The following is a 21,001-nucleotide window of genomic DNA, read 5'->3' on the forward strand; positions in this document are numbered from 1 at the left end:
TCTTTTTATTTGCGACGTGGTATCTTATTCCTTTTTGAACTAAACGATAAAAAGCTATATTTACAAAAAAATATTAAAAACAATAATTACATGAAGAAAGTATTACTATTTAGCCTGCTTACATTGGGATCTTTCAACGCTTATGCTCAGGAAGACAACACCGATTATGATCTGAGAAACGATGAAAAGTACGGGTATATCATTGATAAAGGAGGAAAAAAAATTGAAGGAATCGTAAGACTGAACGGAGATGCCATGAACCCATGGAGCAATCAGAAAAAAGTAAAATTCGTTGCGGTATCTGACATCGACAAATCTAAAAAGAAGCAGAAGTTCAAGACACTTGATCCGGATGATATTAAGGAATATGTTGCCTTTGACGAAAACAATAATGAAAGGCATTTTGAAATGATCAAGTACACCAATACCAAAGAGGGCTTCAATACAGCAACCGGAGGTTTAAGCGGAAACATCAAAGCTTTCAACAACCTTACAAAAAGTAACCAGTTTGCAGAAGTGGTACAGGATGGTAAAATCAAAGTATACAAACTCTACGGCTACCCTACTACATTTTCTGCCGGAGGACAGATTGCAGTCGCTGAAAAGGAAACCGAAAGAATGAGAAACTCTCCATCTTACACTTATTCTAAGAAGGGTGGTAAAATTGAAGAACTCACTTTAGCCAAAGCTAAAATAATTATTGCAGACTGCAGCTATGCCAAAGGGAAATTGACCAGCGGTTCCTATGCATCTCTTAAAAATGATGAAAAGAAAAGATCAGGACTTGGAAGACTGATCAAAAGCCAGATCGATGATGTGATGTCTAATGTACCGGAAATTGTAGATGAAGTGATTACAGATTACAACGAAAACTGTAAATAAAATAAACAAGGAGGCTTTCAATTGAAAGTCTCTTTTTAATAAAACTAAAGAAAAACAGTAACAACCTGATTTTTCACCAAAATCAACAGTGCATCGAGAGAATCTATGAAAATTAGTGCTTACAAATTAGCAGTATTCGTGCTTACATATATTCTTTAAATCATTGACAACACGACCAGTCTCTTAACAAATTTTATCGGGAAATTTTAAAGGGTAAAACAAAAGACTGTCTCAAAAAACAGTCTTTTATATATTTTTTAAACTTGAAAATTACACTTTCATAATTTCAGCTTCTTTGATCTTCAGATGCTCATCACAAAGTTTCACATACTTATCCGTGAACCCCTGGATTTCATCTTCCACACCTTTTACAACATCTTCAGAAACACCTTCCAGTTTTTTAAGTTCTTTCAAACCATCCTGTCTTGCATTTCTTACCGTTATTTTTGTATTTTCTGTTTCTACTTTAGCCTGTTTTGCCAGTTCCCTTCTTCTTTCTTCAGTTAAAGGTGGAACGTTAAGGATAATATTTTCCCCATTATTAGAAGGTGCAAAACCTAAATTTGAATTGATAATCGCTTTTTCAATAGCACCGATAGCCGTTCTGTCCCAAGGCTGAATAGAAATAGTCATTGCATCCGGTACAGAAACGTTAGCAACCTGGTTAATAGGAGTGGGAGCTCCGTAATATTCTACCATGACATCCTGAACCATTGAGGTAGAAGCACGTCCTGCTCTAATTCTTTGAAATGCATGATCCAGGTGCTTTACAGCCCCCTCCATGTCGTGCTTTACAGATTCTAATATAAGATCTAATTCTTCCATTATATAGTTAAAATTTGATAAATTACACATTTTTATAAATGATAATTGATAAATGTAAATAATCCGTAACGAATAATAAGAGATCCGTAATTTCTAAATCTTTAAATTACCTGCAACCTATTATCTGCTACCTTCTACCTACAAATCAACTAAAGTTCCTACATTTTCTCCATCAACGATCTTTTCTAAATTCCCGTCCTTATTCATATCGAATACGATGATCGGCAATTTATTTTCGTGGCTTAAAGTGAAGGCGGTCATATCCATTACTTTAAGGTTTTTAGCATACACTTCGTCAAATGATAATGAGTTGTATTTCACAGCATCTGCATTCTTTTCAGGGTCCATGTCATAGATTCCGTCTACTCTTGTTCCTTTTAGGATCACATCAGCACCAATTTCAATCGCTCTGAGTGTAGCAGCTGTATCGGTAGTAAAATAAGGGTTTCCTGTTCCTGCTCCGAAGATCACGACTCTTCCTTTTTCAAGGTGTCTTACTGCTCTTCTTTTGATGAAAGGCTCAGCCACTTTATCCATTTCAATGGCAGACTGAAGTCTTGTTTTGATTCCTGCATCCTCAAGGGCACCCTGAAGAGCCATCCCGTTGATTACCGTAGCCAGCATTCCCATATAGTCACCCTGCACTCTGTCCATTCCTTTTGCCGCTCCTGCTACTCCACGGAAAATATTTCCTCCTCCAATGACGATCGCAACTTCGCAGCCTTTTTCTACTACTGTTTTGATCTCAGCAGCATATTCCTGCAGTCTTTCATTGTCTATACCATATTGTCTGTTCCCCATTAAGGCCTCGCCACTCAGTTTCAGAAGGATTCTTTTATATTTCATCTTTAATTTTTAATAAACTTTACCGGAGTAATTTTCTCCGAAATTTGATTTTGCAAATATAATCATTAAAAATATTGAAAAAAGAAAAATATTTACGTAGAAATAATGTCAGAAATATTTTGATAAGTACGAAAAAGGATTATTTTTGCATTAATTATAAATTGAATTGAAGAAAATTGTCATTTTATCATTAATTCTGTCAGGAATTGTTTCTTTTGCACAAACAGGAACAAATGTTTATCCTTTCTTAAACATCCCTGTATCTGCCCGACAGGCTGCCCTGGGCGGTGATGCAATTTCCATCAGAGACCATGATGTTTCATTTGCTATTGCAAACCCGGCCCTTTTAAATAAAGATTCAGACCAACAGCTTTCTGTGAATGCCGCAGCGTATCTTGCCGACTCTAAATATGGTACGGTATCGTATGCCAGAGATTTCGATAACGGACATATGGCGACGATTAATGCCAGATACATGACTTACGGAAGTATTCCCAGAACCGATGAAAGCGGTTACGAAAATGGAGAATTCAAAGCTTCAGACGTAGCCATTGGAGCCGGATATGCTTACCAGTTTGAAGAAGACTGGACCATTGGTGGGGGCATTAATTTCATCACTTCAAAAATTGACAACTATACTTCTTCTGCCGTTTCGGGGACTGCGGGAGTTACCTACCATAATAGAAAGAACAAAGAAGTCCTTTCCCTTGTCATGAGAAATTTCGGTTTTCAGCTGAAATCTTTTAACGGAACCAGAGAAAACCTTCCCTTCAGAATAGATATGGGATATACCAGAACCCTTAAAGCGATTCCACTGGCCATTACCATTACAGCTCATGATTTGCAGCAGTTTGATATTTCTTCGGAATTTAATGTTAACGGACAGGAAGTGGGCTTCGGAAGAAAACTGGCAGACCACTTTTCTATCGGGGCAGAACTTTTCCCGGAAAAAGCTTTTAATATCAGACTGGGATATAATGCAAAAAGAGGAAATGAACTTGCGGTAGCAGACCAGAGAAACTTCTCGGGACTTTCAGGAGGGTTTGGAATTAAACTACGAAGATTCCGAATAGATTATGCTCACGTTCGTTACCATAACTCTTCCAATGTGAACCAGATAGGAGTCTCTATGGACCTTAGCAGCCACGCAGGAGAATAATTCTGAATCCATAATCTTTATTATAATCAATATTTTTTTCTGCGTTGTCTTGATTTTTTAAAAAAATTCTTGAAATTTGCGGTATGAAAAAACCTGTAATAGCTATCGATGGGTACTCGTCTACCGGAAAAAGTTCAATTTCTAAAATTATTGCCGATAAACTGGGTCTTATACATCTGGACACCGGGGCGCTTTACAGGGGAATTACATGGTTTGCACTACAAAACTGTATGGATGCCAATGATTCCATCAATCTAAAGGAGTTATTCGCTTCATTAGATCAGATTGAACTTGAATTCAGAAATAATGACGGCGAACTGATTCTTTACCTGAATCATATTGATATTTCAAAACAAATCCGCACCCCGGAGGTTTCCGATAATGTAAGCCTTGTAGCCAAGCAGAAAGAGGTAAGAGATTTTCTTCTCACCTCACAGCGTTCTCTGGCAGAGAAAGGTGGCATTATTATGGACGGACGTGACATAGGGACAGTAGTTCTGCCAAATGCGGACTATAAGTTCTTTCTGACTGCCAGTATTGACGAACGAACCAACAGAAGGTATTTTGAATTGGCAAGCCTGGGAATCCATACAGACAGAGAACAGGTAAAACAAAATCTTATCGGTCGCGACAAGATCGACAGTGAAAGGGAAATCGCTCCTTTGAAGCAGGCGGAAGATGCGACTGTTATTGACAATACATCCCTTACAAAAGAGGAAACCATAGATCTGATTCTATCTCACATTAAAAAGATTTAACACTTTTTAATAGGTGTATCACCTCCTTTGGTATACAAATTGTACATTTAACCGTAGTAAAAAACTAATATTTATTAACTATTAAAAAAGCTAAAAATGTCTAAAAACGGAAAAAATACAGCAGGTATATTGGCAGGACTTCTTGCAGGTGCTGCAGCAGGTGTAATCTTAGGAATGCTTTATGCGCCGGAAGAAGGTAAAGAAACAAGAAAGAAAATCAAAGATAAAGCAGGAGACCTAAAGGATCAGGCTAAAAACAAGTACGGCGAAGTTTCTGAAAAAGTAAAAGATCAGTATGGCAACATCTCTTCTACTTTCAAAGAAACAGCCAATAGTGTAGCCCATACGGTAAAAGATGGATATGATAAATACAAAGATCAGATCGTTTCTAAAACTGCAGACGTAGTAAAGGATGTAGAAGCGGAACTGAATGATCTTAAAAAATAAATAGTTTATTTTTTGAGTAAATTATGGGAAGGAACTTTTTGCACGAAAGTTCCTTTTTTTGTAACTTTAAAAAAAAACAATGATAGAGACTATTAAAGAATATGCATCAAAGAGAATAGATCTTCTGAAAATCGAAGCTACTGAAAAATCCTCTCTTTCTGCGGGGCTCATTACCTACTTTGTAGTGCTGCTAGTTGCTTTTACTTTTTTTATTATCCTTTTTAATTTTGGAATCGCATTTCTTATCGGCAAGGCCCTTGATAATACTTCTTACGGGTTTCTTATTGTCGCCGGATTTTACGTTATCATCATGGCGCTGATTGTTGCTTTTAAAAATAAACTTGTCAATATGGTAGCAGATCAGGTTATTAAATTTTTAAATCATTAAGCTATGGGCAGAAAATACGAAAGCATCGAAGAACTGAGAAGAAAGAAAAAACTGCTTCAAGGAGAGATCAACGATCTTGAAAACCTATTGACCTTTAAAAACACAAAAGAGAGTCTTAGTGCATTCACCAATGGCCTTACAGACCAGTATCTGCAGGAAAAAGTAGATGATGACGGCGATGAAAAAGTAGTTCTGCGTAAGGATGTTATTGCCCGACATCTTACTTCTGAAGTAAAGGATATGTTCATCAATAAACAAACTGCTGTAGGAATTGCAAGTACCGCATTGGGAGGTAATGTGGCGGACAGCCTGATCAAACTGGGCATCACCGCTGTAGTTGGTAATTATGCCAAAAACAATATGAAAAGCTCAAATTGGAAGAAAAAACTTCTGGGGGTAGCCATGATCTACCTCGCTCCTATTGCATTGAAATATGTGAGAAAGAAACTGGAAGTTTATCAGAAGAATAAAAGTGTTTCGAGTCTGGAACAGTTAATATAGAAATTAGAAGCTAGAGGTTAGAAATTAGTTGATGAAAGTCGAATTGCCATTATTGGTTTTTAAGAATAATCTAATTTCAATAATGAGAATATTTTTTTTCAATAAAAACCTTTAAACTCTAGCTTCTCATCTCTAATTCCTATTTAGATCTCGAAAATAACTGACCCAAAATAATACCCGCTGCCATAGAAACATTCAGGCTTTCTGTAGACTGGGATTTTCCAAATCTCGGAATAGTAATGCACTTTTGAAGAAACTTCTCCGTTTCAGGCCGCATACCATTTCCTTCATTACCGAGAATCAGATTTATTTTTTCAGGTCTTTCAAAAGTATAAATATTTTCCCCTTCCATATCTGTTCCTACATTGATATTCTCTGTTTTTGAAAGATAGTCAACCAGATTAGTATACACCACATTAACCCGGGTGAAAGAGCCCATCGTAGCCTGAATTACTTTAGGATTATAAACGTCTACCGTATCCTCACTGCAAATAATCTGTTCTATTCCGAACCAGTCTGCCAAACGGATAATCGTTCCCAGATTTCCTGGATCCTGAAGGCCATCTAAAACAAGCTGTACATCTTTATCATCATTTCTGGCTTCTTCCGGAAGATAACATACTGCCACTGAATCTTTAGGTGTTTTAAGAAAGCTGATTTTTTTCAGTTCATTTTCAGTAATCCCAATAACAGGAATATTGGTACGGTCCAGTTTTTGCGGATCGGTAGAAAATATTTCTTTAACTTTAAAATTAGATTGAGGAAGTTCACTGATGATTTTATTACCTTCAACCAAAAACAAATTGTATTTTTGTCTGAACTTCTTTTTATCTAAAGACTGTAAAATTTTTATTGTATGAGCTGTAAGCATTATATGAATTCTCCTCAAAAATATTATAAAATTATCTCATTTGCAACATTTGTTGGTCTCCTTTATGCCTGCAGTACAACAAAAAAAGTTCCGGACGGTGAATATCTGCTTACTAAGAACAACTTTGAGTTTGAAGACAGGAAAGAATCTGTTGATGAAGAACTGAAAGATTACGTTCAGCAAAAACCTAATAAAAAGCAACTTCTGTTCGCCCCACTAAGTTTAGGATTTTACAATATGGCCAATCCTAAATATGATACTTTACTCAATGAGTACATGACCTACCCCAGCGAAATGAGAAATCAGAAGCTGCGAGATTCACTTTTCCTTAAATACAATATGAAAAACAGTGTCGGAAAAACATTGTTTTTAGACCGTTTACTTCACAGTTGGGGAACTCCGCCCGTAATTCTGGACCAGACCAGAAGTGAAAAAAGCACGGAATCTATCGAAAAAAGACTTATTTACAGAGGTTTTTGGGATGCCGATGTAAAAGTAAAACATGATCTTGATTCTGCATCCAAGAAGGCCACTGTTGATTATATCATTAAGCATAATGATCCCACTTATATAAAAGATTATTACTATAATATTACAGACCCTACGATCAAAGGTCTTTACTGGCAGAAACTCGACAAAAGTCTTATAAGATCCGGACAAAGGCTTGATCAGACCGTTCTTGAAAAAGAAGTCATGAGGATTACCGATTTGATGCGTGAAAACGGATACTATAGATTTAACAGTTCCAATGAAGAGATTTATTTCGTAGCAGATTCTCTGAAAAGTAAAAAAAAGGTTCCCCTTACCCTGGAGATCCATAAAGATTCTGCAGACCACCCTTATAAAGTAGCCACTATAGGCAATATAGACGTGGCCATCGTCAACGAGGCAGGCGATTTTCCTAAAAATACCATCAAAGACAGCTTACGAAGAATAAGATTCCACAAAATGGACAACAGTTACAAAACTTCTTCTTTATGGAGAGCTGTAATTGTGGACAGTAAAAAAGTATATGACCAAAAGAATCTGGATCTTACCAAGAGGAATTTCATTGCGATGAATAATTTCAGTATCCTGAAGGCAAGAGACTCTCTGAGAAGAGGCGGGATGACTGCACCCAATGACAGCATCGTTGATATTCTTTATGTATTGAAACCTCTTCCAAAATACGAGCTTAAACTTGGAACAGATATCAATTATTCCCAGCTTCTGAATCTTGGAGTATCCCCTTCTGTAGATCTTACCACAAGAAACCTTTTTAAAGGAGCAGAAAACCTTTCTACAAGTCTTTCGGGAACATTCGGATCCATCAGAAGTACAAAAAATATAGATAAAAGAGAAGTAGCCTACGAAATTTCAGCTCAGGCATCCCTTAATTTCCCTAGACTATTACTTCCATTTGATTACTATAAATTACTTCCGAAAAGGTACACTCCCACTTCATCCATTCTTTTGGGAGCATCATTACAGAATAACATCGGTTTGGGAAGAATTAACTTTAATACTGGACTGAATTACCAGGCCAATGTTAATGATCAGGTATCGCACAGGCTTACCCTTTTCAATACCCAGATCAGTCTTACGAAAAATAAAGATGCCTATTACGACTATTTTGCCAATGATGAGCTTATCAGAAGAGATATGTTTGCCAGCTACTTCGCCACTAAACCACCAGAGCTTGAACAACAGTTTACGTCCGGACAGCTTTCTATTGATGCTGTTTCCGAGATGATTCTGAAAGACCTCAACTACATCACTACACTGGATAAGAAAGGGCAGGATCTTATTTTAGCATTTATGGGATCACTGGTAAACAAAGACAGACAAACCCAGGATATTATTATCTCTTCAATGATCTATAATTTCGTTTATAACGAGATTGGTAAAAAAGATTATCCGAACGCTTTCTATTTTAATGGAAAAGTAGAGCTTGCAGGGAATATTTTAAGCATATTCAATCAAAAAAGAGATGCCGGAGGTGTTGTAGCAAGCCCACAAAGGACGATCTTCGGAATCCCTTATGCCCAGTTTGTAAAGTTTGATATTGATACCCGAAAATATTTTAAATTTAATGGCAATCAGACATTAGTTTTGCGTCAGTTCATTGGATTGGGTATTCCTTACGGGAATTCTCAAGATATGCCTGTTATCAAGTCTTATTTCAACGGTGGATCCAATGACATCAGAGCATGGGTAGCATTTGGCGGACTTGGTCCTTCAGACTCTCAGGTCGATGAAAGAGTTCGTACCTATATGACAAACAACGTAAAACTAACGACCAATATAGAATACAGAATTCCATTTAATGAAATGTATGAAGGTGCCCTATTTACCGATATCGGAAACACCTGGAGCATTAGAAAAGCTGGCGATGGCGGCAGCTATGGAGATGAATTTAAATTCAATAAATTCTTGGGACAGATGGGAATCGGAAGTGGATTCGGATTAAGAGTCAATGTGGCTTATATTACCTTCAGACTTGACTTAGCGTATAAGATATATGATCCAAATAAACCTGATGGAGACCGATGGAGATTTAAGAATTTCCAGCCCTTCAAACCCACTCTGAATATCGCATTCGGATATCCTTTCTAATCCGGAGAAATTCCCAATATGAAATAGACTACAGCAATCACTCTTGCGAGCACTTCTCTGGCTTGATTCCTGTAGTAGCTTTCAGGTTTTGTGACATCCTGAGCGTCAAATCCAAGGGCATTCATATTGTTGTTTCTTGCAAAAAACAGCGCCCGGAGATTGTGAAAGCCCTGTGAAACAATGATCACATCCTTCTTTTTATAGATATCTTTACAGCGGAGAATACTTTTATAGGTGTTAAATCCTTTAGGATCTTCTACAATGATGTCACCGGGAACCCCTTCCTGATTCACAAGGTAATTTTTCATCGCAGCAGGCTCATTATATCCCTTACTTTTCTCTCCGCTTACAATGATTTTTTTAATTTTTCCATGATGATACAAAAGGGCGGCAGCATCCATTCTCTTGGTAAAATAGGGATTGGATAAGCCCGATCTCATCTTGGGAGAAGTTCCCAGAACCAGTGCCACTTCACGCGGAGGAATTTTTGAAATTTTGGTATAGGTACGTCCGTTTGTAAGCCCGAAAACCCAGGCATTACACAAACATATCACCAGAATTCCTATTTCTGCTGATATAAAAGTTAAGTTAAATATGTTCCTGATAATTCTCAACTAAGGTCAAAGTTAAGTTTTATTTTCTTACTTTTTACAATAGACATACACGCTAATATTTTTCCCTGTGCCTCTTCCTTTTCCGTCAGATATTCATTTTCCAGAAGTTCTACTTCTCCTTCTTCAAGATAACATTCGCAGCTTCCACAGATTCCGGATTTACATGAATAAGGAACCGGAAATTTCTGAATCAAAAGCTGTTGCAGGATTTTCTCTTTATTATCAGGAAGATGGGTTTCATACGCTTTACCTAGCATCTTAAACACAACTTCTACATTCTCAATCAGGGGAAATTCTTTTTCTACAGGATAAATATCGTCATTATATTCTTCAAAAAGCTCAAAATGGATATTCTTTTTCGGAATTCCATGGTGATAGCACGCATTGGCCAGCGATTTTATCATTTCTCCCTTCCCACAGATCAGCACTTCATCTACGGCATCCCAGATGGTAGATTCCTCGTCAGTATCGTCCAGATGCAGAATTTGATTGATGATCAGATTGAGTTTCTTTTCATCCAGTCTTCCAAAAAAAAACTGGTCCTTTGTTTTTTCCTGTGAAAAAAAGTAAAAGATTTGCAGCCTTTCGCCCCAGATTTTAGCAAGATGATCTAATTGTTGTCTATAGATAAGCTCCTCAGAACTTTTATTTCCAAAGAATAAAAAAAGTCTGGTGCGGGGTTCTGTATGAAGAATATTTTTGAAATGACTTAAGATCGGCGTAATTCCTATTCCTGCCGCAAAAGCAACGATGGTTCTGAACTCGCTGGGTTTGGAAACCAGGGTAAATCTTCCGGAAGGCTCTCCAACCATCAGCTCGTCTCCAACATTGTAATTCCTGAACAATTCTGAGGTAGCTCCTTTGGATGAGTTGACCTTAATTCCAAGGCTTATCTTCTTTTCATACGGCGCCGATGTCATTGAATAATCATTAATGACTTCCTGTCCGTTGGCGATAAATTTTATACTTACGTACTGCCCTGCTTCAAACTTGAAATTCTCCTGCAAATTCCCGGGAATATCGAATTCCAGAGAAAAAGTATTTTTGGTCAGTTGTTCCTTTTTCGTTACTTTTAACGGATGAAACTGTATCAGTTTCCCTTTATAGATTTGTTGTTCCATACTTCAATTCAAAAATAGTCAAAAAATAATTTATGAAGAAGATAATTTTATCAACCCTTATTCTTACCGCTCTTTACAGTTGTAAAAAAGAAGGCCAGAAAGTGGAAAATACTTCTGTGGCAGACTCGGCTTCAGTAACGGAAAATACAGTTTCTGCAACAAGCACTTCTATTTCAAAAGAATTTTCTCCTGAAGACCTTGGGAAATATTTAGCACAAAAAAATGACACTTTATATGTAACCAATTTTTTCGCGACCTGGTGTGGACCTTGTATGAGAGAGATCCCTCATTTTAAGAAAAAAATGGAAGAACTGAAGGGTAAACCGGTGAAATTTACGTTTATCAACCTTGACGATAAATCTGAATGGAACCGTTCAGTGAAAAAATTTGCAGACGAAAACAATCTTGCCTCCAATATTATTCTTTTAGACGGACAGAAATTAGATCCAACTTTTTTTAAAGCTAATTTCAAGCAGTGGGACGGTGGCTCAATTCCTTTTACTTATTTAAGAAAAGGGGATAAAACCGATGAATATTTGGGTATGATGACCGAAGAAACATTGAATTCTAAAGTTGAAGCTCTTTTAAAATAAACGATCCAGATTCTTTCTGAATAATGTCAAAAAAATTCAAGATCCTGTGTTTACTGCTGATCATCGCCATTATGTTTACTGCGATGATCAACCTGAACACAGGATTTTTAAGTTTGAACCTACAGGACTTTTTCCAGGATTCTGCCCAAAGTCAGATTGCTGAAATCCGTATCAACCGGGTCTTTGTGATGCTTTTGGCAGGCATTTCCATTCCCACGTCAGGATTTTTGATGCAGGAATACTTTCAGAATCCACTGGCAGGTCCTGATATATTGGGAATAACATCTGTAGCCAGCTTATCTGTTGCCTTTTATATTTTCTTTTCCCACGATTTTCTGATTCCGGAATTTCTGCAAAACAGTTTTCTCAGCCTTTCAGCGATCGCAGGAAGTCTTGTATTAATGCTGATTTTGCTTTCCATATCGAATAAATTTCAGGATAAATCTTATCTTATCATATTTGGATTCCTTGTTTCTGCTTTTGCGGGTGCTGTGGTCTCGCTACTGCAGTTCTATGCAGAAGATCAGAGTCTGAAAAACTATATTTTATGGTCTTTCGGGGCTAATAATATGGTGACCAGAAACCAGATCTACGTATTGGCTGTTCTAGTTTTCACTGGCCTGTTTTTCTGTTTTAAAACGATAAAACCGTTGATTGGGAATTCATTGGGAACTTCTTACGCACAGAGTTTAGGAGTTAATCTCCATCAGCTAAAGATCCTTATCATTGCGGCTTCGTCTCTACTTTCAGCATCTATTACTGCATTTTTGGGTCCTATCTTGTTTATTGGAATCATTGTTCCGCATTTCTGCAGACTGATCTATAATCCTTCCAAATTGTGGCAACAGTGGATTCTTAATATGTTTCTTGGCATGCTGATGATGATGCTTTTCTCCGTCATAGCAGAAAAAACACAGATTCCTCTGAATGTGATCAGTTCAGTATTTGGTATACCGGTGATTTTATTGATGCTTTTGAAACAAAATAAGGTTTAAGGGTAAATAAGTGAACTGTGAATGGTGAATTTTTTAACCCGTAAAATAAGCTCCGTATAATCTGAGAAACCTGGGTGAATTCATTTTTTTATTTGATCGCTTATTTTGCTGATGAATTCTGTTGAGGAAATTTATAATTTATATATTTGATCAAATGAACGCTATAAATTTGTGATTGAATGAATCTGATGAATATTACAATAACACAGAAACAATTAATTATTGCAAATACACTTCAGTTTGTATTAGGTTTATTATTCATGAGATTTTCCAACATATTCCGGATGAATAAGAATCTCCACTGGATTTACTCATTTGGACATTCCTGGTATCTGATGTCGGCTTTACCTTTCTTTTTTTGGGGATCTCTAATTTTAGGAGGTTATACGATCTGGAAAGTTAAGACAAATAAAATTCTCTATTTATTTTTCAGCCTTTTTCCTTTATTACTATTTTTAATAATTATTTTTTTCGCAACTTAATATGCACCTGGAAATCAAACAAGCCCACGTAGGCTACGACACTACCTTAATTTCAAATGCTAATGCAGATCTGAAACTGGGCGACGTATGCCTTCTGATTGGAAATAATGGTGTAGGAAAAACAACACTCATTAAGTCTATTTTACACCAGCTTTCCCTGCTAAGCGGAGAAATTTTAATTAATCAAAAAAACATAAAAACCCTTTCTGTTAAAGAAATTGCAGAAAATATAGCGATCGTTTTTTCAAAATCCAGTATTCCGCAGCATTATACGGTTGAAGATCTTATTTGTTTGGGAAAATACATCTACTACCCTTTTTATTTTGAACTGAAAAAACAGGACCGAGAAGAAGTTTCCCATATTATAGACGAACTGGAATTGGGACAATACCGCCACACACTTCTTAAAAACCTTTCGGACGGAAATCTGCAGAAAGCATTCATTGGACGGGCTATTACCCAAAATTCCCCGGTTATAATTCTTGATGAACCAACAACGCATCTGGATGAAAAAAACAAGCTTATCATCTTAAAAACACTTCGCAGACTGGCTAAAGAACAGCATAAGATCATATTATTCTCGTCCCACGACTGGAGACTTGCCAAAGAGTTTGCAGATAAAATATGGTATGTAAAAGACAATCAGCTTTTCTCAGGGCTGGTAGAAGACCTCCTTCTTCAGCATGATGAGCTGACGAATGCATCGTTATTTCAGGTGAATGAAAACTTCGTTCCCCCTTCCATTACCGCACCCCAGGTTCATAAAGAAATGCTGTATTCCCTGTTACAGAAAAACTCCGAAAAAGACCTTTCATCACTTCATTTTGAGTATAAAGATGGTTTTTGGGAAATCCTTACCAACACTTCCAGGCAACAATATGAATCTTTCGAAAAAATAGTTAATTTCGTTAAAAACATTCATTAATACTGCTTTTTTACTAAATAATTCACATACTATGCATGCATAGTATTATGCTAATCATACAATTTAACCCACTATATTTCAGGTTATTAACAAAATTTAACGTTAATAAATACTATGCATGCATAATATTTACTAAATTTGGGTAACACCATTCGTACAAAAATGATGGATAATAATAGAGAAAAAATAGAAAACGTAGATTTAGTTTTGAAACAGACCTGGTTGGCTGTCTCAAAAATGTACACAGAACTTGCGCAAGAGCATGATTCAACCGCTGTACAAGCCCTCACTCTTCTTAAAATTGATCCCAAAGAAGGTACCCGAAGTACAAACTTAGGCCCTAAAATGGCGATTGAACCGACCTCATTGACCAGAATCATCAAGCTTCTGGAAGACAATGGATATATCTATAAGGAAAAGACCACCGCCGACAAAAGGGAAGTGATCATCAAACTTACTGATAAAGGCCTTAATTCAAGGAATATGTCAAAAGAAGTGGTTGTGAATTTCAATAAAAAGGTGATGGAAAAGATTGCTCCTGAAAAAATTGAAACCTTCAAGGAAGTGATGTCTGAAATCATGAAAATCGCAAACGAATTACTTAATAACAGAAAATAAATGATAATGAAACCTCAGGGTTGCATATGATTTTAGAAATAATAAAAATTTACATATGAAAAGAAGAATCAAACATGTAACGGTTCTTGGTTCAGGAATTATGGGTAGCGGTATAGCGGCACATTTCGCCAACATTGGTGTGGAAGTGTCTCTGTTGGATATCGTTCCTTTTGAACTGACGGAAGCTGAACAGAAAAAAGGTTTGACCAAAGATGACAAAGCAGTAAGAAACAGAATTGCTTCTGAAAACTTTGAAAAACTGAAAAAAGCAAGTCCTGCCCTTCTCTATTCTCCAAAATTTGCAGATAGAATTAAAGTAGGAAACTTTGATGATGATCTTCAAAAGATCAAAAACACAGACTGGATCATTGAGGTTGTTGTTGAAAAACTTGACATTAAGAAATCTGTTTATGAAAAAATTGAACAGTTCAGAAAGCCGGGAACATTAATTTCTTCTAATACATCAGGAATTCCTATTCATTTTCTAATTGAAGGAAGAAGCGATGATTTCAAACAATACTTTGCGGGAACGCACTTCTTCAATCCGGTAAGATATCTTCCTCTTTTAGAGATTATCCCTACCCCGGATACTCTTCCGGAAGTGGTTGACTTCTATATGAGCTATGGAGCTAAATTCCTGGGAAAAACCACCGTTTTAGCCAAAGATACTCCGGCATTTATTGCCAACAGAATCGGAGTATTCTCCATGATGGATTTGCTTCATAACGTACAGAAATTAGGATTAACTGTTTCTGAAGTTGATAAATTAACCGGTCCTGTCATCGGACGTCCAAAATCCGCAACTTTCAGAACTGCTGATGTTGTAGGTTTAGATACTTTGGTAATGGTTGCCAACGGCGTTCGTCAAAGTGGTGCTGAAGCCAATAATTTCAATGATGTTTTTGCTCTTCCCAATTATATCCAGACAATGATGGATAATAAGTGGCTGGGTTCTAAAACAGAACAAGGGTTCTATAAGAAAGTGAAAAATGCAGAAGGAAAATCTGAAATTCATGCTTTAAATCTTGATACCTTAGAATACGAGCTTCAGGGAAAATCTTCATTCCCTACCTTAGAACTAACTAAAACCATTGACAAACCAATTGACAGATTCAAAGTGTTAATTGGTGGAAAAGATAAAGCAGGAGAATTATACAGAAAATCCTTAGGGGCGTTATTCGCTTATGTTTCTCATAAAGTTCCTGAAATCTCTGACGAAGTTTATAAAATAGACGACGCTATGAGAGCAGGTTTCGGGTGGGAAAACGGTCCGTTTGAAATTTGGGATGCAGTAGGCGTTCAAAAAGGTATTGAATTAGCTAAAGATGCAGGCTATGAAGTTTCTGACTGGGTTAAAAATGTAGAAACGTTCTATAAAGTAAATGAAGAAGGTCAGAATATTTTCGTTGATAAAAATTCAGGAGAATACAACAAAATTCCAGGTCAGGATGCCTTTATTATTTTAGATAATATCAGAAAAAATAAAACACTTTGGAGCAATTCAGGGTCTGCTATTGAATATCTGGGTGACGGAATTATCAACTTCGAGATCCGTTCTAAAATGAACTCTCTTGGAGGCGAAGTTCTTGACGGATTAAACAGAGCCATTGATTTAGCTGAAAAAGAATATGACGGATTAGTCGTTGGAAACCAGGGAACGAATTTCTCTGTAGGAGCCAACCTTGCGATGATCCTGATGATGGCTATCGAACAGGACTGGGATGATTTACATATGGCCATTGCCTATTTCCAAAAATCCATGATGAGAGTTCGTTACTCTTCTATTCCTGTGGTCGTTGCTCCTCACGGAATGACCCTTGGCGGTGGTTGCGAAATGACCATGCACGCAGACCGGGTGGTGGCAGCAGCAGAAACGTATATCGGATTGGTAGAAACAGGAGTTGGAGTTATTCCTGGTGGTGGTGGAACGAAAGAATTAACCTTGAGAACTTCAAGAGAATTCCACAGTGATGATGTTAAAAATAACAGACTTCGCGAAGCCTTCATGAACATTGCCATGGGTAAAGTAGCTACTTCCGCTTATGAAGCGTACGATATGGGAATCCTTGAAAAAGGAAAAGATATCGTTGCCGTTGATAAAAGAACACAGATCATGACGGCAAAAATGCTGGCAAAAAGTTTAGCAGAACACGGTTATACTCAGCCTATCGAGCAGAAGGTGAAAGTTTTGGGTAAAGATGCACTAGGGATGTTCTACGTAGGAACAGACCAGATGCTGACCGGAAATTTCATTTCTGCACACGACAAGAAAATTGCAGACAAACTAGCCAACGTAATGGTGGGAGGAAATCTTTCTGAACCAACAGTCGTTACCGAACAATACTTACTGAATCTTGAAAGAGAAACTTTCCTTCAGCTTTGCGGCGAAAGAAAAACCTTAGAGAGAATTCAGTATATGTTGCAGAACGGAAAACCACTTAGGAATTAGACTTGAGATATAAAGACTCGAGACTAAGAGACTAGTAAAGAACTAAATTAAGGGTAAAATTATGCATAATATAAAAAAATTGAAAATCTGGAATATTTCAATTGATTTATGTGTTGACGTCTATAAAGCATTAGCAAATATGCCAAATGATGAAAAGTATGGACTTTCTTCACAAATTAAAAGATCTTCTGTTTCAATTTCTTCCAATATAGCAGAAGGTGCTGGAAGAGAAAGAGAAAAAGAATTTTACTATTTTTTAAATATTGCATATGGCTCTTCTTATGAACTTCAAACTCAACTTATTTTATGCGAAAAGCTAGAATTTATCTCTTCAGAGGTAATTAAACCATTGCTAGATAAGCTTAATGATGTTCAAAAAATGATTTATGTTTTTAAAGAAAATATTAATAAAAGAATAATTTAAGTGACAAGAGTCTCAAATCTCTTGTCTCAAAATCTCTAATCTAATGAAACAAGCATATATAGTAAAGGGTTTTAGAACTGCCGTTGGAAAAGCTCCAAAGGGAAGTTTAAGATTTACAAGACCTGATGTAATGGCAGCTACCGTGATTGAAAAATTGATGGCTGAGCTTCCACAATTAGACAAAAACAGAATTGATGACCTTATTGTAGGGAATGCAATGCCGGAAGCTGAACAAGGCTTAAACGTAGCCCGTTTGATTTCTCTGATGGGACTGAATACAGATAAAGTTCCCGGAGTAACTGTCAACAGGTATTGTGCATCAGGAAGTGAAGCGATTGCTATTGCTTCCGCAAAAATCCAGGCAGGAATGGCCGATTGTATCATCGCAGGAGGTACAGAATCTATGTCTTATATCCCAATGGGTGGTTACAAGCCGGTTCCGGAAACAGATATCGCAAAAACAAACCCTGATTATTATTGGGGAATGGGTTACACCGCTGAAGAAGTGGCCAAACAATATAATATTACAAGAGAAGAACAGGATCAGTTCGCTTTTGAATCTCACATGAAAGCTTTAAAAGCTAATGCTGAAGGTAAATTTGCCAGCCAGATCGTTTCAATTCCTGTGGAATATAATTTCTTGGACGAAAATCAAAAAATGCAGACTAAAAAGTTTGATTTTTCTGTAGATGAAGGTCCCAGAAAAGACACTTCTTTGGAAGGTCTGGCTAAATTGAGACCTGTATTTGCTAACGGAGGAAGCGTAACGGCCGGAAACTCTTCTCAGATGAGTGACGGAGCCGCTTTCGTCATGGTGATGAGCGAAGAAATGGTGAAAGAGTTAGGGCTTGAGCCAGAAGCAAGATTAGTAGCGTATGCCGCAGCAGGTCTTGAACCGAGAATTATGGGAATGGGTCCTATTTATGCTATTCCAAAAGCTCTAAAACAGGCAGGTCTTGAATTAAAAGATATTGAACTTATTGAGCTGAATGAAGCATTTGCATCACAGTCTGTTGCGATCAAAAAAGAATTAGGTCTAAATCCTGATATTCTTAATGTCAATGGAGGTGCGATCGCTCTTGGTCACCCGCTTGGATGTACCGGAACAAAATTGACTGTTCAGCTTCTTGACGAAATGAGAAGACGCGGCAACAAGTACGGAATGGTCTCCATGTGTGTGGGTACCGGACAGGGAGCAGCTTCAATCTTTGAATTATTATAGATAATGAGATAATGGACCAATAGATAATAGACTTTACAAGCACAAAAAAATTATGAGCAATTTTAAAAGGCATAATTTTAAAAAACTTAAAATTTGGCAGATGGGTTTAGAATTAGCAAAATTTACTTTAGACCTAACTGATACTTTTCCAGCATATGAAAAATATGGTCTGAAAAGCCAGATGGATAGATGTGCAATCTCCATTCCTTCTAATATAGCCGAAGGTTCAAGCAGAACAAATAAGTCTTTCAGTCACTTTTTAGACATTTCCTTAGGTTCTTCATTTGAATTACAAACTCAAATTGTATTGGCAAATCACAGAAAATATTTATCTGATGAAAAAAGTGAAGCTTTTGAGATTAAAATTGAGGAATTTCAAAAAGCAACAATGGTCTTTCAAAATACTTTAAATCAGTAATACAATCTATTATCTATCAGTCTATCATCTAATAATCTTAAAAACAATCTAAAATTTAAAATCATAACAAATGAGTAATATAGTTAAGGGAGGTGAATTCCTCATCAAGGAAATTCCTGCAAATGATATTTTCACTCTTGAAGAACTGAGTGAAGAGCAAAAAATGCTTCGTGATTCTGCAAAAGAATTTATCGACAGAGAAGTCATTCCTCAAAAAGAAAGATTTGAGAAAAAAGACTATGCATTAACTGAAGAAAAAATGCGTCAGTTGGGTGAAATGGGTCTTTTGGGTGTTGCTGTTCCTGAGGAGTACGGCGGCCTTGGAATGGGCTTTGTGAATACCATGTTAGCGTGTGATTACTGTTCAGGAGCCAATGGTTCTCTGGCAACGGCTTATGGAGCTCATACCGGAATCGGGACCCTTCCTATTCTATTATATGGTACAGAGGAACAAAAGAAAAAATATCTTCCGGATTTGGCAACGGGTACAAAATTCGGAGCTTATTGTCTGACAGAGCCGGATGCTGGTTCTGATGCAAACTCTGGAAAAACAAGAGCAAAACTTTCCGAAGACGGAAAACATTATATCATCAACGGACAAAAAATGTGGATTTCCAATGCAGGTTTTGCAGAAATCTTCATCGTGTTCGCCAAAATTGATGATGATAAAAACATTACAGGTTTCATCGTAGAAAAAGAAGGAACTGAAGGTCTTACTTTCGGTGAGGAAGAACATAAATTAGGAATCCGTTCGTCTTCTACAAGACAGGTTTTCTTTAATGACATGAAAGTTCCTGCTGAAAATCTTTTAGGGGAGAGAAACAACGGTTTCAAAATCGCTTTGAATGCTTTGAACGTTGGAAGAATCAAATTGGCAGCAGCCAACCTTGACGGACAAAGAAGAATCCTCAACCATTCTCTTCAATATTCTAATGAAAGAAAGCAGTTTGGCGTTTCTATTTCAACTTTTGGAGCGATCAGAAAGAAACTGGCAGAAATGGCAACCGGAATTTTCGTTGCTGAAGCAGGTTCTTACAGAGCAGCAAAAGATGTTGAAGATAAAATCAACGAATTGGTTGCCGGTGGAATGAATCACCAGCAAGCTGAGTTAAAAGGGGTTGAAGAATTTGCGGTGGAAGCTTCTATTTTGAAGGTTTTCGTTTCAGATTTGACTCAACATACGGCTGATGAAGGAATTCAGGTGTACGGTGGTATGGGCTTCTCTGAAGATATGCCTATGGAAGCAGCATGGAGAGATTCAAGAATTGCAAGAATCTATGAAGGAACCAACGAGATTAACCGTCTTTTAGCGGTTGGAATGTTGATTAAAAAAGCAATGAAAGGAGAACTGGATCTGCTTTCTCCTGCCATGGCAATCAGCAAAGAACTAATGGGAATTCCTTCATTTGACGTTCCTGATTACTCGGCATTCATGGCTGAAGAAAAAGCGATCATTGCCAACCTTAAGAAAGTATTCTTAATGGTTTCAGGAGCTGCCCTTCAAAAATACATGATGGATATTGAAAAACAGCAGCACTTATTATTGAATGCTTCTGAAATCCTTAACCAGATCTATATGGCTGAATCTGCTATTCTGAGAGCAGAGAAACACTTCTCTCCTGAGTCTGTAGAAGCAGCGATGGCGCAGCTTAACCTTTACAAAGCTGTTGAAAAAATCATCGTAGCAGCTAAAGAAGGTATTATTTCTTTCGCTGAAGGTGACGAACAGAGAATGATGCTTTCAGGATTAAGAAGGTTCACGAAATATACGAACCATCCAAATGTAGTAGCCTTAACTGAAAAAGTAGCTGCTCATTATATTGCTAAAGGAGCTTATTAGTCTTTTTTATAAATAAATTTGATTGTAA

Annotated in this window: 21 protein-coding genes; 16 read left to right on the forward strand and 5 right to left on the reverse strand. The window is 37.1% G+C overall.

Annotation, left to right across the window (positions count from 1 at the left end; genetic code table 11):
* Positions 1-90: 90 nt before the first annotated feature.
* Positions 91-882: a hypothetical protein gene (locus tag BUC06_RS06090; protein WP_073331164.1), complete on the forward strand. Its 792-nt coding sequence runs from the start codon at positions 91-93 to the stop codon at positions 880-882.
* 270 nt (positions 883-1,152) lie between these two features.
* On the opposite strand, the gene frr is transcribed toward BUC06_RS06090, so the two are convergent.
* Positions 1,153-1,707: a ribosome recycling factor gene (frr, locus tag BUC06_RS06095; protein ID WP_073331168.1), complete on the reverse strand. Its 555-nt coding sequence runs from the start codon at positions 1,705-1,707 to the stop codon at positions 1,153-1,155.
* Between the two features lie 138 nt (positions 1,708-1,845).
* Positions 1,846-2,553, reverse strand: a complete 708-nt coding sequence (pyrH, locus tag BUC06_RS06100) for a UMP kinase (RefSeq protein WP_073331171.1) — start codon at positions 2,551-2,553, stop codon at positions 1,846-1,848.
* Positions 2,554-2,719: 166 nt separating this feature from the next.
* Between pyrH and porQ the strand changes: the two genes are divergently transcribed.
* The 5 genes from porQ (at position 2,720) to BUC06_RS06125 (ending at position 5,806) form a co-directional block, all read left to right on the forward strand.
* Complete coding sequence (gene porQ / locus BUC06_RS06105; RefSeq protein ID WP_073331174.1) at positions 2,720-3,712, forward strand: type IX secretion system protein PorQ; 993 nt, start codon at positions 2,720-2,722, stop codon at positions 3,710-3,712.
* Between the two features lie 83 nt (positions 3,713-3,795).
* Complete coding sequence (gene cmk / locus BUC06_RS06110; RefSeq protein ID WP_073331177.1) at positions 3,796-4,470, forward strand: (d)CMP kinase; 675 nt, start codon at positions 3,796-3,798, stop codon at positions 4,468-4,470.
* A gap of 96 nt (positions 4,471-4,566) precedes the next feature.
* Complete coding sequence (locus BUC06_RS06115; RefSeq protein ID WP_073331180.1) at positions 4,567-4,917, forward strand: YtxH domain-containing protein; 351 nt, start codon at positions 4,567-4,569, stop codon at positions 4,915-4,917.
* A gap of 79 nt (positions 4,918-4,996) precedes the next feature.
* Positions 4,997-5,305, forward strand: coding sequence for a phage holin family protein (locus BUC06_RS06120; RefSeq protein ID WP_073331184.1), 309 nt, complete (start codon positions 4,997-4,999; stop codon positions 5,303-5,305).
* Between the two features lie 3 nt (positions 5,306-5,308).
* Positions 5,309-5,806, forward strand: coding sequence for a phosphoribosyl-ATP pyrophosphatase (locus BUC06_RS06125; protein ID WP_073331187.1), 498 nt, complete (start codon positions 5,309-5,311; stop codon positions 5,804-5,806).
* 139 nt (positions 5,807-5,945) lie between these two features.
* Here BUC06_RS06125 and BUC06_RS06130 read toward each other — a convergent pair whose 3' ends face one another.
* Positions 5,946-6,677, reverse strand: a complete 732-nt coding sequence (locus BUC06_RS06130; RefSeq protein WP_073331189.1) for a TrmH family RNA methyltransferase — start codon at positions 6,675-6,677, stop codon at positions 5,946-5,948.
* Between BUC06_RS06130 and tamL the strand changes: the two genes are divergently transcribed.
* On the forward strand, positions 6,663-9,272 hold the full coding sequence (tamL, locus tag BUC06_RS06135) for a translocation and assembly module lipoprotein TamL (RefSeq protein WP_083563992.1): 2,610 nt from the start codon (positions 6,663-6,665) through the stop codon (positions 9,270-9,272). The genes BUC06_RS06130 and tamL overlap by 15 nt on opposite strands.
* Here tamL and BUC06_RS06140 read toward each other — a convergent pair.
* Both BUC06_RS06140 and BUC06_RS06145 read right to left on the reverse strand, forming a co-directional pair.
* The gene (locus BUC06_RS06140) at positions 9,269-9,826 is read right to left on the reverse strand and encodes a SanA/YdcF family protein (protein WP_394363676.1); all 558 of its coding nucleotides are present in this window, start codon (positions 9,824-9,826) and stop codon (positions 9,269-9,271) included. The genes tamL and BUC06_RS06140 overlap by 4 nt on opposite strands.
* 56 nt (positions 9,827-9,882) lie before the next feature.
* Entirely contained in the window at positions 9,883-11,007 is a 1,125-nt protein-coding gene (locus BUC06_RS06145) for a ferredoxin--NADP reductase (protein WP_073331195.1), read from the reverse strand.
* A gap of 32 nt (positions 11,008-11,039) precedes the next feature.
* On the opposite strand from BUC06_RS06145, the gene BUC06_RS06150 reads away from it, so the two are divergent.
* The 9 genes from BUC06_RS06150 (at position 11,040) to BUC06_RS06195 (ending at position 20,973) form a co-directional block, all read left to right on the forward strand.
* Entirely contained in the window at positions 11,040-11,600 is a 561-nt protein-coding gene (locus BUC06_RS06150; protein ID WP_073331198.1) for a TlpA family protein disulfide reductase, read from the forward strand.
* Between the two features lie 23 nt (positions 11,601-11,623).
* The gene (locus BUC06_RS06155; RefSeq protein WP_073331201.1) at positions 11,624-12,595 is read left to right on the forward strand and encodes a FecCD family ABC transporter permease; all 972 of its coding nucleotides are present in this window, start codon (positions 11,624-11,626) and stop codon (positions 12,593-12,595) included.
* A gap of 483 nt (positions 12,596-13,078) precedes the next feature.
* Positions 13,079-14,002, forward strand: coding sequence for an ABC transporter ATP-binding protein (locus tag BUC06_RS06165; protein ID WP_073331207.1), 924 nt, complete (start codon positions 13,079-13,081; stop codon positions 14,000-14,002).
* Between the two features lie 165 nt (positions 14,003-14,167).
* Complete coding sequence (locus tag BUC06_RS06170) at positions 14,168-14,620, forward strand: MarR family winged helix-turn-helix transcriptional regulator (protein WP_034751372.1); 453 nt, start codon at positions 14,168-14,170, stop codon at positions 14,618-14,620.
* A gap of 55 nt (positions 14,621-14,675) precedes the next feature.
* Positions 14,676-17,069, forward strand: a complete 2,394-nt coding sequence (locus BUC06_RS06175) for a 3-hydroxyacyl-CoA dehydrogenase/enoyl-CoA hydratase family protein (RefSeq protein ID WP_073331210.1) — start codon at positions 14,676-14,678, stop codon at positions 17,067-17,069.
* 61 nt (positions 17,070-17,130) lie between these two features.
* Positions 17,131-17,493, forward strand: coding sequence for a four helix bundle protein (locus tag BUC06_RS06180; RefSeq protein ID WP_073331213.1), 363 nt, complete (start codon positions 17,131-17,133; stop codon positions 17,491-17,493).
* A 43-nt stretch (positions 17,494-17,536) separates the two neighbouring features.
* Positions 17,537-18,715, forward strand: a complete 1,179-nt coding sequence (locus BUC06_RS06185; protein WP_073331216.1) for a thiolase family protein — start codon at positions 17,537-17,539, stop codon at positions 18,713-18,715.
* Between the two features lie 52 nt (positions 18,716-18,767).
* The gene (locus BUC06_RS06190; protein ID WP_073331219.1) at positions 18,768-19,133 is read left to right on the forward strand and encodes a four helix bundle protein; all 366 of its coding nucleotides are present in this window, start codon (positions 18,768-18,770) and stop codon (positions 19,131-19,133) included.
* 70 nt (positions 19,134-19,203) lie between these two features.
* The gene (locus BUC06_RS06195; RefSeq protein WP_073331222.1) at positions 19,204-20,973 is read left to right on the forward strand and encodes an acyl-CoA dehydrogenase family protein; all 1,770 of its coding nucleotides are present in this window, start codon (positions 19,204-19,206) and stop codon (positions 20,971-20,973) included.
* Positions 20,974-21,001: the final 28 nt, after the last annotated feature.

The organism is Chryseobacterium carnipullorum (genome assembly GCF_900142785.1).
Lineage (GTDB): Bacteria > Bacteroidota > Bacteroidia > Flavobacteriales > Weeksellaceae > Chryseobacterium > Chryseobacterium carnipullorum.

Coding starts and splice junctions, on each gene's coding strand:
- BUC06_RS06090 (WP_073331164.1), top strand. CDS start 91: ATGAAGAAAGTATTACTATTTAGCCTGCTTACATTGGGATCTTTCAAC.
- frr (WP_073331168.1), bottom strand. CDS start 1,707: ATGGAAGAATTAGATCTTATATTAGAATCTGTAAAGCACGACATGGAG.
- pyrH (WP_073331171.1), bottom strand. CDS start 2,553: ATGAAATATAAAAGAATCCTTCTGAAACTGAGTGGCGAGGCCTTAATG.
- cmk (WP_073331177.1), top strand. CDS start 3,796: ATGAAAAAACCTGTAATAGCTATCGATGGGTACTCGTCTACCGGAAAA.
- BUC06_RS06115 (WP_073331180.1), top strand. CDS start 4,567: ATGTCTAAAAACGGAAAAAATACAGCAGGTATATTGGCAGGACTTCTT.
- BUC06_RS06120 (WP_073331184.1), top strand. CDS start 4,997: ATGATAGAGACTATTAAAGAATATGCATCAAAGAGAATAGATCTTCTG.
- BUC06_RS06125 (WP_073331187.1), top strand. CDS start 5,309: ATGGGCAGAAAATACGAAAGCATCGAAGAACTGAGAAGAAAGAAAAAA.
- tamL (WP_083563992.1), top strand. CDS start 6,663: ATGAGCTGTAAGCATTATATGAATTCTCCTCAAAAATATTATAAAATT.
- BUC06_RS06130 (WP_073331189.1), bottom strand. CDS start 6,677: ATGCTTACAGCTCATACAATAAAAATTTTACAGTCTTTAGATAAAAAG.
- BUC06_RS06145 (WP_073331195.1), bottom strand. CDS start 11,007: ATGGAACAACAAATCTATAAAGGGAAACTGATACAGTTTCATCCGTTA.
- BUC06_RS06150 (WP_073331198.1), top strand. CDS start 11,040: ATGAAGAAGATAATTTTATCAACCCTTATTCTTACCGCTCTTTACAGT.
- BUC06_RS06155 (WP_073331201.1), top strand. CDS start 11,624: ATGTCAAAAAAATTCAAGATCCTGTGTTTACTGCTGATCATCGCCATT.
- BUC06_RS06165 (WP_073331207.1), top strand. CDS start 13,079: ATGCACCTGGAAATCAAACAAGCCCACGTAGGCTACGACACTACCTTA.
- BUC06_RS06170 (WP_034751372.1), top strand. CDS start 14,168: ATGGATAATAATAGAGAAAAAATAGAAAACGTAGATTTAGTTTTGAAA.
- BUC06_RS06175 (WP_073331210.1), top strand. CDS start 14,676: ATGAAAAGAAGAATCAAACATGTAACGGTTCTTGGTTCAGGAATTATG.
- BUC06_RS06180 (WP_073331213.1), top strand. CDS start 17,131: ATGCATAATATAAAAAAATTGAAAATCTGGAATATTTCAATTGATTTA.
- BUC06_RS06185 (WP_073331216.1), top strand. CDS start 17,537: ATGAAACAAGCATATATAGTAAAGGGTTTTAGAACTGCCGTTGGAAAA.
- BUC06_RS06190 (WP_073331219.1), top strand. CDS start 18,768: ATGAGCAATTTTAAAAGGCATAATTTTAAAAAACTTAAAATTTGGCAG.
- BUC06_RS06195 (WP_073331222.1), top strand. CDS start 19,204: ATGAGTAATATAGTTAAGGGAGGTGAATTCCTCATCAAGGAAATTCCT.